Origin of the sequence: Gordonia marina (assembly GCF_052036135.1) — a bacterium.
Classification (GTDB): domain Bacteria; phylum Actinomycetota; class Actinomycetes; order Mycobacteriales; family Mycobacteriaceae; genus Gordonia.
Map to the genome: position 1 here is coordinate 67,415 of NZ_JBPSDN010000007.1, position 12,650 is coordinate 80,064.

General features: G+C 71.5%; 14 protein-coding genes and 1 riboswitch. Of the genes, 10 read left to right on the forward strand and 4 right to left on the reverse strand.

What is annotated here, in order from left to right; translation table 11 throughout:
- Positions 1-45 precede the first annotated feature (45 nt).
- Positions 46-603: a TetR/AcrR family transcriptional regulator gene (locus tag ACSEEN_RS05980; RefSeq protein ID WP_247863992.1), complete on the reverse strand. Its 558-nt coding sequence runs from the start codon at positions 601-603 to the stop codon at positions 46-48.
- A 259-nt stretch (positions 604-862) separates the two neighbouring features.
- On the opposite strand from ACSEEN_RS05980, the gene ACSEEN_RS05985 reads away from it, so the two are divergent.
- The 6 genes from ACSEEN_RS05985 (at position 863) to ACSEEN_RS06010 (ending at position 6,363) form a co-directional block, all read left to right on the forward strand.
- Positions 863-2,176 (forward strand): adenosylmethionine--8-amino-7-oxononanoate transaminase, encoded by a 1,314-nt coding sequence (locus ACSEEN_RS05985; protein ID WP_298445637.1) that lies wholly within the window; start codon positions 863-865, stop codon positions 2,174-2,176.
- Positions 2,173-3,324, forward strand: coding sequence for an 8-amino-7-oxononanoate synthase (locus ACSEEN_RS05990; protein ID WP_371308595.1), 1,152 nt, complete (start codon positions 2,173-2,175; stop codon positions 3,322-3,324). The genes ACSEEN_RS05985 and ACSEEN_RS05990 overlap by 4 nt, the downstream gene beginning before the upstream one ends.
- Before the next feature lie 245 nt (positions 3,325-3,569).
- Positions 3,570-4,280 (forward strand): dethiobiotin synthase, encoded by a 711-nt coding sequence (gene bioD / locus ACSEEN_RS05995; protein WP_247863989.1) that lies wholly within the window; start codon positions 3,570-3,572, stop codon positions 4,278-4,280.
- Positions 4,277-5,308: a biotin synthase BioB gene (gene bioB, locus ACSEEN_RS06000; RefSeq protein ID WP_247863988.1), complete on the forward strand. Its 1,032-nt coding sequence runs from the start codon at positions 4,277-4,279 to the stop codon at positions 5,306-5,308. Before bioD ends, bioB begins: the two co-directional genes overlap by 4 nt.
- A 180-nt stretch (positions 5,309-5,488) precedes the next feature.
- A complete protein-coding gene (bsaP, locus tag ACSEEN_RS06005) occupies positions 5,489-5,725 on the forward strand; it encodes a biotin synthase auxiliary protein BsaP (protein WP_247863987.1) in 237 nt (78 codons plus the stop codon).
- Positions 5,722-6,363, forward strand: a complete 642-nt coding sequence (locus ACSEEN_RS06010) for a DUF2567 domain-containing protein (RefSeq protein WP_298445629.1) — start codon at positions 5,722-5,724, stop codon at positions 6,361-6,363. The genes bsaP and ACSEEN_RS06010 overlap by 4 nt, the downstream gene beginning before the upstream one ends.
- Here ACSEEN_RS06010 and ACSEEN_RS06015 read toward each other — a convergent pair.
- On the reverse strand, positions 6,297-7,007 hold the full coding sequence (locus tag ACSEEN_RS06015) for an NUDIX hydrolase (RefSeq protein ID WP_440712627.1): 711 nt from the start codon (positions 7,005-7,007) through the stop codon (positions 6,297-6,299). The genes ACSEEN_RS06010 and ACSEEN_RS06015 overlap by 67 nt on opposite strands.
- Before the next feature lie 187 nt (positions 7,008-7,194).
- On the opposite strand from ACSEEN_RS06015, the gene nadA reads away from it, so the two are divergent.
- From nadA to ACSEEN_RS06030, 3 genes are read left to right on the forward strand one after another with little or no spacing between them, the layout of a single operon-like run.
- Positions 7,195-8,205 carry a quinolinate synthase NadA gene (gene nadA / locus ACSEEN_RS06020; protein ID WP_371308672.1) on the forward strand — a complete coding sequence of 337 codons (1,011 nt, stop codon included), beginning with the start codon at positions 7,195-7,197 and terminating at the stop codon, positions 8,203-8,205.
- Complete coding sequence (gene nadC / locus ACSEEN_RS06025) at positions 8,202-9,095, forward strand: carboxylating nicotinate-nucleotide diphosphorylase (RefSeq protein ID WP_298445626.1); 894 nt, start codon at positions 8,202-8,204, stop codon at positions 9,093-9,095. The genes nadA and nadC overlap by 4 nt, the downstream gene beginning before the upstream one ends.
- A 24-nt stretch (positions 9,096-9,119) precedes the next feature.
- A complete protein-coding gene (locus ACSEEN_RS06030; RefSeq protein ID WP_440712628.1) occupies positions 9,120-9,353 on the forward strand; it encodes a bacteriocin immunity protein in 234 nt (77 codons plus the stop codon).
- A gap of 48 nt (positions 9,354-9,401) precedes the next feature.
- Here the strand turns inward: ACSEEN_RS06030 and ACSEEN_RS06035 are convergent, their stop codons facing one another.
- Entirely contained in the window at positions 9,402-9,923 is a 522-nt protein-coding gene (locus tag ACSEEN_RS06035) for a hypothetical protein (RefSeq protein ID WP_440712629.1), read from the reverse strand.
- 283 nt (positions 9,924-10,206) lie between these two features.
- Between ACSEEN_RS06035 and ACSEEN_RS06040 the strand changes: the two genes are divergently transcribed.
- Positions 10,207-10,773, forward strand: a complete 567-nt coding sequence (locus ACSEEN_RS06040; RefSeq protein ID WP_440712630.1) for a molybdopterin-dependent oxidoreductase — start codon at positions 10,207-10,209, stop codon at positions 10,771-10,773.
- 93 nt (positions 10,774-10,866) lie between these two features.
- On the opposite strand, the gene adhP is transcribed toward ACSEEN_RS06040, so the two are convergent.
- Positions 10,867-11,895 (reverse strand): alcohol dehydrogenase AdhP, encoded by a 1,029-nt coding sequence (gene adhP, locus ACSEEN_RS06045; protein ID WP_440712631.1) that lies wholly within the window; start codon positions 11,893-11,895, stop codon positions 10,867-10,869.
- Between the two features lie 235 nt (positions 11,896-12,130).
- A riboswitch (M-box (ykoK) riboswitch) is annotated at positions 12,131-12,298 on the forward strand.
- Positions 12,299-12,650 lie beyond the last annotated feature (352 nt).

Here is a 12,650-nt window from a genome sequence, read left to right on the forward strand (position 1 = left end):
GTACCGTCACCCGGGACCGCCGCGGCGCGTCTGCGGCGGCGATGGTCAGACGGCGGCGAGCGCGGCGCGGGCGCCGTCGAGGATCACGCCGAGGGCGGCGGTGAACTCGGCGTCGTAGTTCCGGCCGGACGGTCCGGTGACACCGAGCCGCTCCATCTGGGCCCGGGTCTGCTCCTCGATGGTGAGGCCGATGGTCAGCTGGCACAGGGCGGTCGCGACACCGTGCGCGGCGGTCTCGCTGAGGCCGCCGGTGGCGGCGAGTCCGGCGAGTCGTCCGGCCAGATCGCTGCCGGACAGTCCCGACGCCCACGCCGAGGACACCACCTCGGCGCTGTCCGGCACGGCGAGCAGCGCGGCGCGCATGCCGCGGGTCGTCTCGCGCAGCGCCGCATCCCAGGGCAGGTGATCGGGGACGGGCACCGCCGCCAGCAGGTCGTCGGCCAGTGCGGCGAGCATCGACTGCTTGTTGGGGAAGTGCCAGTACAGGGCGTTGGGCCGGACCCCGACCTCGGTGGCCAGGCGGCGCATGGTCAGATCCGCCAGGCTGTGCTCGGCCAGGATGCCGCGGGCCGCCGCCAGGATGTCCGTCCGCGTATTGCCCACGCCGACGACACTAGGCCATGTCTCCCAAGTCTCGCTCCGGTCCTCGGCGGCCCGCTGAACGCCTGGCGGCGTTGTCGTCGGTCGGCATAGCGTCGCTATGCCTCCCTCCTCTGCCTTGCCAGCCGCCCAGCGGATCCACCGATGCCTTCGGAGAAGACTTGGGAGACACGGCCTCGTCCTGTACGGCGTACAGGGCCACCTGTACAGTGTTCAGGAGTTGTGATGTCGCACGGGTCACGGTGTGGAGAGGAGGCGAGCGGTGGATACGGCGGAGGTCTCGCGGCTCGACGCCGCGCACGTCTGGCATCCGTACGGCGGCTTCCCGTCGACCACGGCGCCCCGCGTGGTCGCCTCGGCGCGTGGCGTCCGGCTCACCCTGGCCGACGGCACCGAGCTGATCGACGGCATGAGTTCCTGGTGGGCCGCGGTGCACGGCTATCGGAATCCGATGCTCGACGCCGCCGCGACGGCGCAGCTCGGCGCGATGGCGCACGTGATGTTCGGCGGCCTCACCCACGAACCGGCCGTGACGCTCGCCGCCCGGCTGGTGGACATGACACCCGCACCGCTGACCAAGGTCTTCTTCGCCGATTCCGGCTCGGTCGGCGTCGAGGTCGCGGTCAAGATGGCGATCCAGTACCAGCGCAGCCTCGGCCGGCCCGGCAAGCGCCGCCTGCTGACCTGGCGCGGCGGCTACCACGGCGACACCTTTGCCCCGATGAGCGTCTGCGACCCCGAGGGCGGTATGCACGCGATGTGGCGGGGCGTCCTGGCCGAGCAGGTCTTCGTCGACGCGCCGCCGCGCGACTACGACCCGGCGTACACCGACATGCTCGACGCCGCCCTCGCCCGCCACGGCCGGGAGCTGGCTGCGGTGATCGTCGAACCCGTGGTGCAGGGTGCCGGCGGCATGCGCTTTCACGATCCGCGGCTGATCGCCGATCTGCGCCGGCTCTGCGATGCGCACGACGTGCTGCTGATCTGCGACGAGATCGCCACCGGCTTCGGCCGCACCGGCGAGCTGTTCGCCGTCGGCCACGCCGGGATCAGCCCGGACATCCTCTGCCTCGGCAAGGCGCTGACCGGCGGATACCTGACGCTCGCCGCGACGCTGACCACCGACACCGTGGCCGGCGTGATCAGCGCGGGCGAGGCCGGCGGCCTGGCGCACGGGCCCACCTTCATGGGCAATCCGCTGGCCTGCGCGATCGCGAACGCCTCGCTCGACCTGCTCGCCGACGGTTCGTGGCGCACCGCGGTCGCGATGATCTCGGAGCGGCTCGCCGCCGGGCTGGCCGTGCTCGACGAGGTCCCCGGCGTCACCGAGATCCGCACCCTGGGGGCCATCGGTGTGATCGAACTCGACGAGGACGTCGACATGGTCGCCGCCACCGATGCGGCGGTGGCGCACGGGATCTGGCTGCGGCCGTTCCGGAACCTGATCTACGCGATGCCGCCGTACATCTGCACCCCGGACGAGGTGGACGCGATCGCCGCGGGCATGGTGGCCGCCGCCCGGGCCAGTGTGGCCGCGCGGCCATGCCGATCGAGCGAAGTCGAGATCTCCGCATGACCGCCACCGTCCACGCCGACCCGCTCGCCTGGCTCACCGAGGAGGCCGCCGCGATCGAGCGCGCCGGGCTGCACCGCGCGCCGGTCGCCCGCCAGGCCGGCGCGAGCGAGGTGAATCTGGCCTCGAACGACTACCTCGGCCTCTCGATGCATCCGGCGGTGATCGCCGCCGCGCAGCGGGCGGCCGGCACCTGGGGCGGCGGGTCGACGTCGTCGCGGCTGGTCGTCGGCACCACGCAGGCACACCTCGACTTCGAGGACGACCTCGCCGACTTCCTCGGCGTGCAGGCGGCCCTCGTCTTCTCCTCCGGATACCTCGCCAACATCGGAGCGATCACCGCGCTGGCCGGCCGCGGCGACCTGATCGTCAGTGACACCGGCACCCACGCCTCGCTGATCGACGGCTGCCGGCTGTCCCGGGCGCGGGTGGTCGTCGTCGAGCGCGGCGATGCCGCCGCCGCCGCGCGGGAACTGGCTGCGCGCACCGAGAAACGGGCACTGGTGGTGACCGACTCGATCTACAGCATCGACGGCGAGCGCGCGCCGATCGCCGAGTTGTACGGTGCCGCAAGTGAATTCGGCGCCACGCTGCTGGTCGACGAGGCACACGCGCTCGGCGTCCGCGGGCCCGGCGGACGGGGCGTCGTCGCCGAATGCGGGCTGGCCGGCGCGCCCGGCCTGGTGGTGACCACGGTGGCGTCCAAGTCGCTCGGTGCGCAGGGCGGGATCGTCGCCGGTCCGGCGGCGCTGCGCTCGCACCTCATCGACCGGGCACGGACGTTCATCTTCGACACCGGGCTCAACCCGGCGGCGGTGGGTGCGGCCCACGCGGCGCTCGGCCTGCTCCGCGCGGATCCGGAACTGCCGGAACGGCTCCGGCGTTCGGCGGCGTCGTTCGCGGCGGCCGTCGGTGCGGCCGAACCCGCCTCGGCCGTGGTGTCGCTGATCGTCGGCGACCCGGTCGCGGCGGTCACCGCGGCCGGCTACTGCCGGGACCGCGGCCTGCTCGTCGGCTGCTTCCGGCCACCGTCGGTGCCCGCCGGCACCTCGCGGCTGCGCGTCACCGTCCGGGCCGACCTGGACGAGCAGACCCTCGCCGCCGTCGCCCGCATCGTCGACGATGCCCTGACCCACGTGGGTGCGCGATGACCTCCCACAGCCCGTCGAGCCCGCCCCGCCGACCGAGCCCCGACAGCCCGCCCCGCCGGACGAGCCCCCTTAGCTCGTTGAGCCGGACGAGCCCTGACAGCCCATCCCGCCGGACGAGTCCTCACAGCCCATCCCGCCGGACGAGTCCTGACAGCCCTGATAGCCCGTTGAGCCGGACGAGCCCCCCGGGGCTCGGCCGTGTCGAAACGACCACCAGTCCGGCCGAACACCCACGTCCCGGCGACGTGCTGGTCGTCACCGGCACCTCCACCGACGTCGGCAAGACCATCACCGTGGCCGCCCTCGCCGCGGCCGCGGCCGCCGACGGCCTGCGCGTCGCGGTGTGCAAACCGGCGCAGACCGGTGTCGCCCCGGGGGAGGACGGCGACCTCGCCGTCGTCACCGCGCTGGCCGGGGACCTGCCGACCGCCGAGATCGCGCGCTATCCCGAGCCGCTCGCCCCGGAGACCGCCGCCCGCCGCGCCGGACTGCCGTATCTGCGGCTCGACGAGGTGTGCGAGACCGTCGAGCATCTGCGCCGCGAGGCCGACCTGGTGCTGGTCGAGGGCGCGGGCGGCATCCTGGTGCGCCTGGCGCCCGACCTGACCCTGCTCGACGTCGCCCGCGCGCTGGACGCGCCGGTGGTCGTCGTGACCGATCCCGGTCTCGGCACCCTGAACCACTCCGAGCTCACCGTCGACGCGCTGCGCGCCGCGGACTGCGAGGTGGCCGGACTGGTGATCGGATCGTGGCCGGCCGCACCGGATCTGGCGATGACCTGCAATGCCGACGACCTGCCGCGGCTGTGCGGCACCGACATCGTGGCCGTCGTCCCGTCCGGCGCCGGCCGTCTCGATCCCGACGACTTCCAGGCGGCCGCGCCGTCCTGGGTCAGCCGACCGTGCTGGAGCCCCGTGTCCGGGGCCGACACATCCCATCAGAAGGAGATCCCATGACCACCACCGAAGCCCCGGTGGCCCCCGGCGAGACCGCCGACATCCTCGCCGTCGCCCGCGAGCAGGTCCTCGAGCGCGGCGAGGGGCTGCGCTACGAGCAGATCGTCGAGGTGTTGCGTCTCGGCGAAGACCGGCTCACCGAACTGCTGCAGCTGGCGCACGACGTCCGCATGCGCCACTGCGGCCCCGAGGTGGAGGTCGAGGGCATCATCTCGCTGAAGACCGGCGGCTGCCCGGAGGACTGCCACTTCTGCAGCCAGTCCGGCCTGTTCGCATCGCCGGTCCGCAGCGCGTGGATCGACATCCCGTCGCTGGTGGAGGCCGCCAAGCAGACCGCCAAGACCGGTGCCACCGAGTTCTGCATCGTCGCCGCCGTCCGCGGCCCGGACAAGCGGCTGATGACGCAGGTCGCCGCCGGTATCGAGGCCATCCGCAACGAGGTCGACATCCAGATCGCGTGCAGCCTCGGCATGCTCACCCAGGAGCAGGTCGACGAGCTCGCCGCAATGGGTGTGCACCGCTACAACCACAACCTGGAGACCGCGCGCAGCCACTTCCCGAACGTCGTCACCACGCACACGTACGACGAGCGCTGGGACACCCTGACGATGGTTCGCGAAGCCGGCATGGAGGTGTGCTGCGGCGGCATCCTCGGCATGGGGGAGACCGTCGAGCAGCGCGCCGAGTTCGCCGCCGAACTCGCCACGCTCGACCCCGACGAGGTGCCGCTCAACTTCCTCAACCCGCGCCCCGGCACCCCGTTCGGCGACCTGGACGTGCTGCCCGCCTCGGAGGCGCTCAAGTCGGTGGCCGCGTTCCGCCTCGCGCTGCCGCGGACCATCCTGCGGTTCGCCGGCGGCCGGGAGATCACCCTCGGCGACCTCGGCGCCAAGCAGGGCATCCTCGGCGGGATCAACGCGGTCATCGTCGGCAACTACCTGACCACCCTCGGCCGCCCCGCCGAGGACGACCTCGACCTCCTCGACGACCTGAGCATGCCCATCAAGGTCCTGAACGACACCCTGTAGGTCGGGTGAGCGGAGCCATGCTGGTCGGGTGAGCGGAGCCATGCTGGTCGAGCGGAGTCGAGACCGTTTCCCTGGTGGTGTGGGTGATCTCGGCTTCGCTCGATCGTCGTGGTGGTCATGCTGGTCGAGCGGAGTCGAGACCACACGCGTAGCGTCATGCGTATGCGAGAAGGAGATCTGATGACCGCCGTGGCGCGACCATTGGACGAGCCGCTGAAGTACGGCGTGTACACCGGCCTGGAACTGGAATTACAGGCGCCCGACGCGATCCCGCGGGCCGCGCAGCTGGGGCTGGAACCGCCCCGGTTCTGCGGTCAGTGCGGCCGCCGCATGGTGGTGCAGGTGCGCCCGGACGGCTGGGACGCGCGCTGCTCGCGCCACGGCGTCGTCGACTCGGTGGAGCTGGGGCGCCGGTGACCGCGCCGCTGCCGCAGGCCACACGGACGTCGTCGTTCGATCCGACCGCGCTGATCACGGCCGTCGCGCTGCTGGTGCTCGGTGCGCTGGCGGGCGTGCTGTGGGCGTTCATCACGCCGTACGGCGAGGTGACCCTGACCGCGGACGGCAGCCTCGACTTCACCGCGGCCGACACCGCGAAGACCTTCGGCGCGGTCGCCGTCTTCGTGTTCCTGGCGTTCGGACTGGGCGCGATCTGCGGCGTGACCGTCTGGATCGCGCTGCGCGAGACCCGGGGACCGGCCGGACTGGGCTACGCGGCACTGCTGGCGACGGTCTCCGGCGGGATCGCGATGGCGGTGGCCCAGGGGATCGGCGAACAGCGGTTCCCCGGGATCGACGTCCACCATCCGGGGACCTACCGGATCGTCGGGAAACTGTGGATGCCCGACGCGACGTTCGGCGGCCTCGCCGTGCCGTGGCTGCTGGTCGTCTGCGCCACGGGTTTCGCCGTGCTCGGCTACTTCGTGTGCGCCGCCGCGTCCACCGACCGCGCGATCTCCCGGCGCACCGAACTGCCCGACGAGGACCGCTACGGCGGTGGGCGCAGCGTCGCGAACTCGTCGGTCACCACCAGCGCGTCGTCGGCGAACGTGTAGAGCGCCGGCGGCCGTCCTCCGCTGCGGCCGGTCCGCCCGACGGTGCCGGTCGCGACCACCACACCGCGCCGCGACAGCACGCGCAGCAGGTTGGTCGCGTCGACGTGATAGCCCAGCGCGGCGCCGTAGATCTCGGACAGCTCGGACATCGCGAAGCGTTCCGGGGCCAGCGCGAAGGCCAGATTGGTGTACGACAGTTTCGCGGCGAGTCGTCCGCGCGCCAGGGCGACCACGTCGGCGTGGTCGTAGGCGAGCGACGGGAGTTCATCGACGTCGAACCATCCGGCGGTGACCGGCCCGGCCGGGTTCACGTCCACGCCGCTCGGGTCGGCCGGCACGTCGCGGGGGACCAGACCGAGGTATGTCGAGGCGATGGTCCGCACCCCGGGTACCCGGTCGGGATCGGACAGCATCGACAGCTGCTCCAGGTGGGCGACGCGGGTGAGTCCACACTGGGCGACGAGGTGCCGCCGGGCGGAGGCGGCCAGCGTCTCCCGGTCGCCGAGGTCGCCGCCGGGGAGTGCCCAGGGCGCGTCGTCGGTGTCGTCACGGTGCAGCAGGACGCACAGGACCGGCCGGCCCGAGCCGGGTTCGCGCACCTGGAAGACCGCGCTGAGCACCTCGATCGGAGTGGGGGTCGCCATGGGTGTGAGTCTAAGGTGCGACGCGACCGGGAATGAGCCGCGCCGACCCGGTGTTACGATGAGCAGGACAGTTTTCGACCAATGGTCGAAAACCCTCCCCGGGGCCAGCCCGCCGCCGGGGGAGCAGCGATGGAGGCTGGTAGCCATGACCACGAATGTGATCACCCGGACCGAGACCGACCTGGGCATGCCCGACCCGCGCACCGGGATTCCGCCCGCCTACGGGGGCGTCGAGGCGACACCGGAGTGGGCCGACGAGATCAAGCGGCTGGCGAAGGCCCGCAACGCCGTGATCCTCGCGCACAACTATCAGCTCCCGGCCATCCAGGACATCGCCGATCACTGCGGTGATTCGCTGGCGCTGTCGCGGATCGCCGCCGAGGTCGACGCCGACGAGATCGTCTTCTGCGGCGTCCACTTCATGGCCGAGACCGCCAAGATCCTCTCGCCGGAGAAGCGGGTACTGATCCCGGACGAGCGGGCCGGCTGCTCGCTCGCCGACTCGATCACCGCCGACGAACTGCGCGCCTGGAAGGCTGAGTTCCCGGAGGCGCTGGTGGTGTCGTACGTGAACACCACCGCCGAGGTGAAGGGCCTGACCGACATCTGCTGCACGTCGTCGAACGCCGTCGACGTGGTCGCGTCGATCGATCCCGGCCGGGAGGTGCTGTTCCTGCCGGATCAGTTCCTGGGCGCGCACGTCAAGCGCACGCTGGGGCGTGACAACATGCAGATCTGGGCCGGTGAGTGCCACGTGCACGCCGGCATCAACGGCGACGAGCTGACCGCGCAGAGCGAGGGTCACCCAGACGCCGACCTGTTCATCCACCCCGAATGCGGGTGCGCGACGTCCGCGCTCTACCTGGCCGGAGAGGGGGCGGTGCCGGCGGAGAAGGTGCACATCCTGTCCACCGGCGGCATGATCGACGCCGCGCGGGCCACCCACGCCAAGCAGGTGCTGGTCGCGACCGAGGTCGGGATGCTGCACCAGCTGCGCAAGGCGGCGCCGGACGTCGACTTCCAGCCGGTCAACTCGCGCGCGGCGTGCCCGTACATGAAGATGATCACCCCGGCCGCTCTGCTGCGGTGCCTCACCGAGGGCCGCGACGAGGTCTTCGTGGCGCCGGACGTCGCGCAGCGGGCGCGTCAGTCGGTGGAGCGGATGATCGCGATCGGTAACCCGGGCGGCGGCGAGTGAGCGAGGCGTTCATCGGGCAGGCGAGCGCCGCCGGCACGCTCGACTTCGAGGTCACCGAGGAGCTGGTGGCGCTGATCGCCACCGCGCTCGACGAGGATCTGCGCTACGGGCCCGACGTCACGACGCTGGCCACGGTGCCCGCCGACACCGTGGCGGACGCGCGCATCGTGAGTCGTGCGCACGGCGTGATCGCGGGCGTTCCCGTGGTGCGGGCCGTGTTCGACCTGGTGATCGGCTCGGCCAACTACGTGGTGACCTCCGAGCGCGGCGACGGCTCTCCGGTGGCGCCCGGTGACGTGGTGCTCGGTGTTCGCGCGCCGGCCGCGTCGTTGCTGACGGCCGAGCGCACCGCGCTGAATCTGCTCTGCCATCTGTCGGGTATCGCGACGGCCACCGCGCAGTGGGTGGCCGCCGTCGAGGGCACCTCCGCGCAGATCCGCGACTCCCGCAAGACCCTGCCGGGCCTGCGCTTTCTGCAGAAGTACGCCGTCCGCGCCGGTGGCGGCGTCAACCACCGGATGGGTCTGGGCGATGCCGCGCTGATCAAGGACAACCATGTGGTCGCCGCGGGTGGCGTCGCCGCGGCGTTGCAGGCCGTGCGCGCGTACGCCCCGGACGTGCCGGTGGAGGTCGAGGTCGACTCGCTGGCCCAGTTCGACGAGGTCCTCGCGCTGGAACCCGCGCTGATCCTGCTCGACAACTTCGAGCCCTGGGAGACCCAGATGGCCGTGCAGCGCCGCGACAAGCGGGCGCCGTCGACCAAGCTGGAATCGTCCGGAGGGCTGACCCTCGACATGGCGATGGACTACGCCCGCACCGGCGTCGACTACCTCGCGGTCGGGGCGCTGACCCATTCGGTCACGGTCCTCGACCTCGGCCTGGACTGGTAGCGGCGAGGACATCGGAGGGCGCGGATGGGCACCGTCGGGCCGTTCGGCATGTCCCGGGAGGAACTGATCGAGCTGGTGCGCCGGGTGATGAATCCCGAGCCCGCCGACACGGAGGCGGCGGGTGAAGCGCTCCTGCAGCGCGTGCAGGACGCGGTCTCCGATCCGCAGATCAGCGACTACATGTTCTGGCATCCCGCGCCCCTCACGCCGGAGCAAGTGGTGGACAAGGCGCTGGCGTACCGACCGCTGGCCTTCTGAGCGGCGTGTCGGTGCGCTCGTCCGGTGTGCGCACCGGTGCGGACGAGATCATCGCGGCGCCGGAATCTCGCCGAGCGCCCCGGGTCGCAGTGAGTGGGGCCGTCCGTCGAAGGTGATCCAGCCACGGTCACGAAGGGTCTCCATCAACGATCTGGTGGCCTGATCCTTCCAGCTGTCCGGGTTGCGGCCTTCGGGGACGTCGAACAGCCGGGCGACCGGGCTCTCCGGCCGATCGCGGAACGGACCGAGCGCCTCGCGCCAGGTGGGGCCCCGACCGTGCTCGTCGTGCCAGACGGCGAGGGCTTTCGACATCTCGATGCCGATCGCGGTGAGGACTTCGGGTGGGCAGCAGTCGGTGAACCGGGTTCGCACCCCGGCGCTGACGCCGCGTCGTCGATGGGGGTGCACACCGGTGGTGTACGCCGACGCGCTGACCTGGCCGCGGCGCACGACCATCGGCTGGTGCCCGAGGTGCACACCGCTGCCGACCGGGCAGCGATAGGTCGCGAGACCGTGCAGGTCGCGTGCACGCGCAGCCCGCCGCGCGAGCTTACGCGAGGGAAAGGCCACCTTTCCGCACGCTCGGCACGAGTGCGGAGCGACCGGAAAGTCGCCACCGCCATCGGACCGGTGCCGGTGCTGTCGATAGGTCGTCATGAGTCCCTCCCGCTGTCCGAGTCCGTGCTCTCGTGAAGGTATGCCGGAGGTACGACATCCCGGGGAGGACGAGACCGTCGCGCGAAGCCGCACGTGGGCCGCGGCGAACGTCTACGCTCGGACCGGCGTCGACTCCGGCAGTCGGCGTGTCGTCCGACTCCGCCAGGGGCCCGGTCCCGATCTCGATAGGTGAACCATGCGTCTCTCCGTGCCCGCCCGCTGGATCGGCATCGTCGCCACCACCGGCGCTCTGACCTTCGGCGTCGCAGCCTGCGGCAACGACAGCGAGCACTCGGCATCTCCGTCGATTTCAGCCGCGAGTGTGGCGCCGGTGCCCGCCGGATCGCTGCGCATCGACGGAGCGGTCGCCAAGCCCGAGACGCTGACCATCGGCGACCTGAAGAAGCTGCCGGCCCGGACCGAGTCGGTCAAGTTCGGCAGCAGCAAGGGCGAGCAGGAGCACACCTTCGTCGGACCGCTGCTCAGCGATGTCCTGGCCGGTGCGCAGCCCACGACCGACCCGGCGGCGAAGAACCCGGATCTGCGGCTCGCGGTGCTCGCGACCGGTGCCGACGGCTATCAGGCCGTGGTGTCGTGGGGTGAGTTCGACGCGAGCTTCGGCGCGACTCCGGTCCTGGTCGCCTACACGGAGGACGGCAAGGAACTATCCCGGCCCCGGCTCGTCGTTCCGGGAGACATCAAGGGCGGTCGCTACGTCAGCGACCTGACGACGCTGACCGTCGTCGACGCCGCCGCGAAGTAACGGCGCTTCTCGCTTCTCCAGGCGGCGGCTGTCAACCGTCCCGACATCGTCGTATCTGTTGGTCGCCGACCGACAGATACGACGGTGTCGCGATCACCGGTAGTCGATGACGATCCGGCCCTCGATGTCGCCGTTCTCCAGTCGCTCGAAGACGCCGTTGATGTCCTCCAGGCGGGCGGTGGCGACGGTCGGCTTGATCAGGCCGCGGGCGTAGAAGTCCAGGGCCTCGACCATGTCCTGCCGGGTGCCCACGATCGAGCCGCGGATGGTGAGCGCCTTGAGCACCACGTCGAAGATCGGGGTGGGGAAGTCGCCGGGCGGGAGTCCGACCAGGACGATGGTGCCGCGGCGGCGCGCCATGCCGATCGCCTGGGCGAACGCGGGCGGGCTGACCGCGGTGACGAGCACGCCGTGAGCGCCGCCGGTCTGCTCCTGGATCACCGCGACCGGGTCCTGGGTCGCCGCGTTGGCAGTCACCTCGGCGCCGAGTTCGCGGGCCAGATCGAGTTTGTCGTCGTGCACGTCGACGGCGGCGACCCGCATGCCCATCGCCCGGGCGTACTGGATGGCGACGTGGCCGAGGCCGCCGACGCCGGAGATCACCATCCACTGGCCGGGGCGGACGTCGGACATCTTCAGGCCCTTGTAGACGGTGACGCCGGCGCAGAGGATCGGCGCCACCTCGACCGGGTCGCAGCCGTCCGGGATCCGCGCCGCGAACCGCTCGTCGACCAACATGTACTCGCCGAACGAGCCGTCGATACCGTAACCGCCGTTGACCTGCGACTCGCACAGCGTCTCCCAGCCGGAACGGCAGTACTCACAGTGGCCGCACGCCGACCAGAGCCAGGCGTTGCCGACCTTGTCGCCGACGTGAAGTTCGGTGACGCCCGGTCCGACGGCCACCACCGTGCCGTAGCCCTCGTGGCCGGGCACGAACGGTGGCGACGGTTTGACCGGCCAGTCGCCCTGCGCGGCGTGGAGGTCGGTGTGGCACACCCCGGACGTCTCCAGCTTGACCAGGGCCTGGCCCGGACCCGGTACTGGCCGTTCGATCTCGGTGATCTCCAGCGGTGCGCCGAGCCGCGTGACGACGGCGGCGGTGAACTTCTCTTCTGACATCTGGCCTCCCAGTGCGCGGCGCCGCGGCAGCGTCGCCGATCTATCGATGTCCTGCCGTGTCAGCTTGACGCGCAGGTCGGTGGGGCGCAGGGGAACGGCCGAGATTTCACCGCGGCGACGCCGCCGGCACGACGGCGGATGTGTTCCGTTTGTCTGTTCCCGCAGGCACCGGGACGGCGGGCCGTCGGCGCCGACTTGCGCGATCGCGGGATCGGTGCCATTTTGGACCATGCAAGGTGCCAATCGTTAGCTGAGGCTCCTTCGCGGACACAAGCCAGCGACCCCAACCGTCGAGAGACGCTCCGGGTCAGGACAGAGCCATCCGGATTAAGGGTGGTTCCCGATTGGCTACCCGAGAGGGTTCACGCCGCGAAGTGCCGAAGGTCGAACGTGGAGGGGCATCCGCGGGCCGCATCGGGCGGCCGTCTCCTCCCGGCGCCGGCCGACTCGTCGGAGGTGAGCGATGCCCGAGGGAAACAGTCAGCAGCCGGGCGACGCGATCCGTCGTCGCCCGGCCGTGTGCGCCTGATCTGAACCGAACCCCCTTTTCACCGCCGCCGAGGCCACGGCCGGCTCGTTCGCGAGTCCGCCGGGTCCATCCGGTCGTGTCCGATCGCCGGGCCTCGTCGCCCCGCGCGGGCGGCCCGGTGGTGCTCTCGAGAGGAATCTCCCATGGCACGTCAACTGTCCACTCTCGGACCCCGTGTGGGCCGGTCGTCGCTGCTCGCCGTCGGGGGGGGGCGCCGCCGCACCCC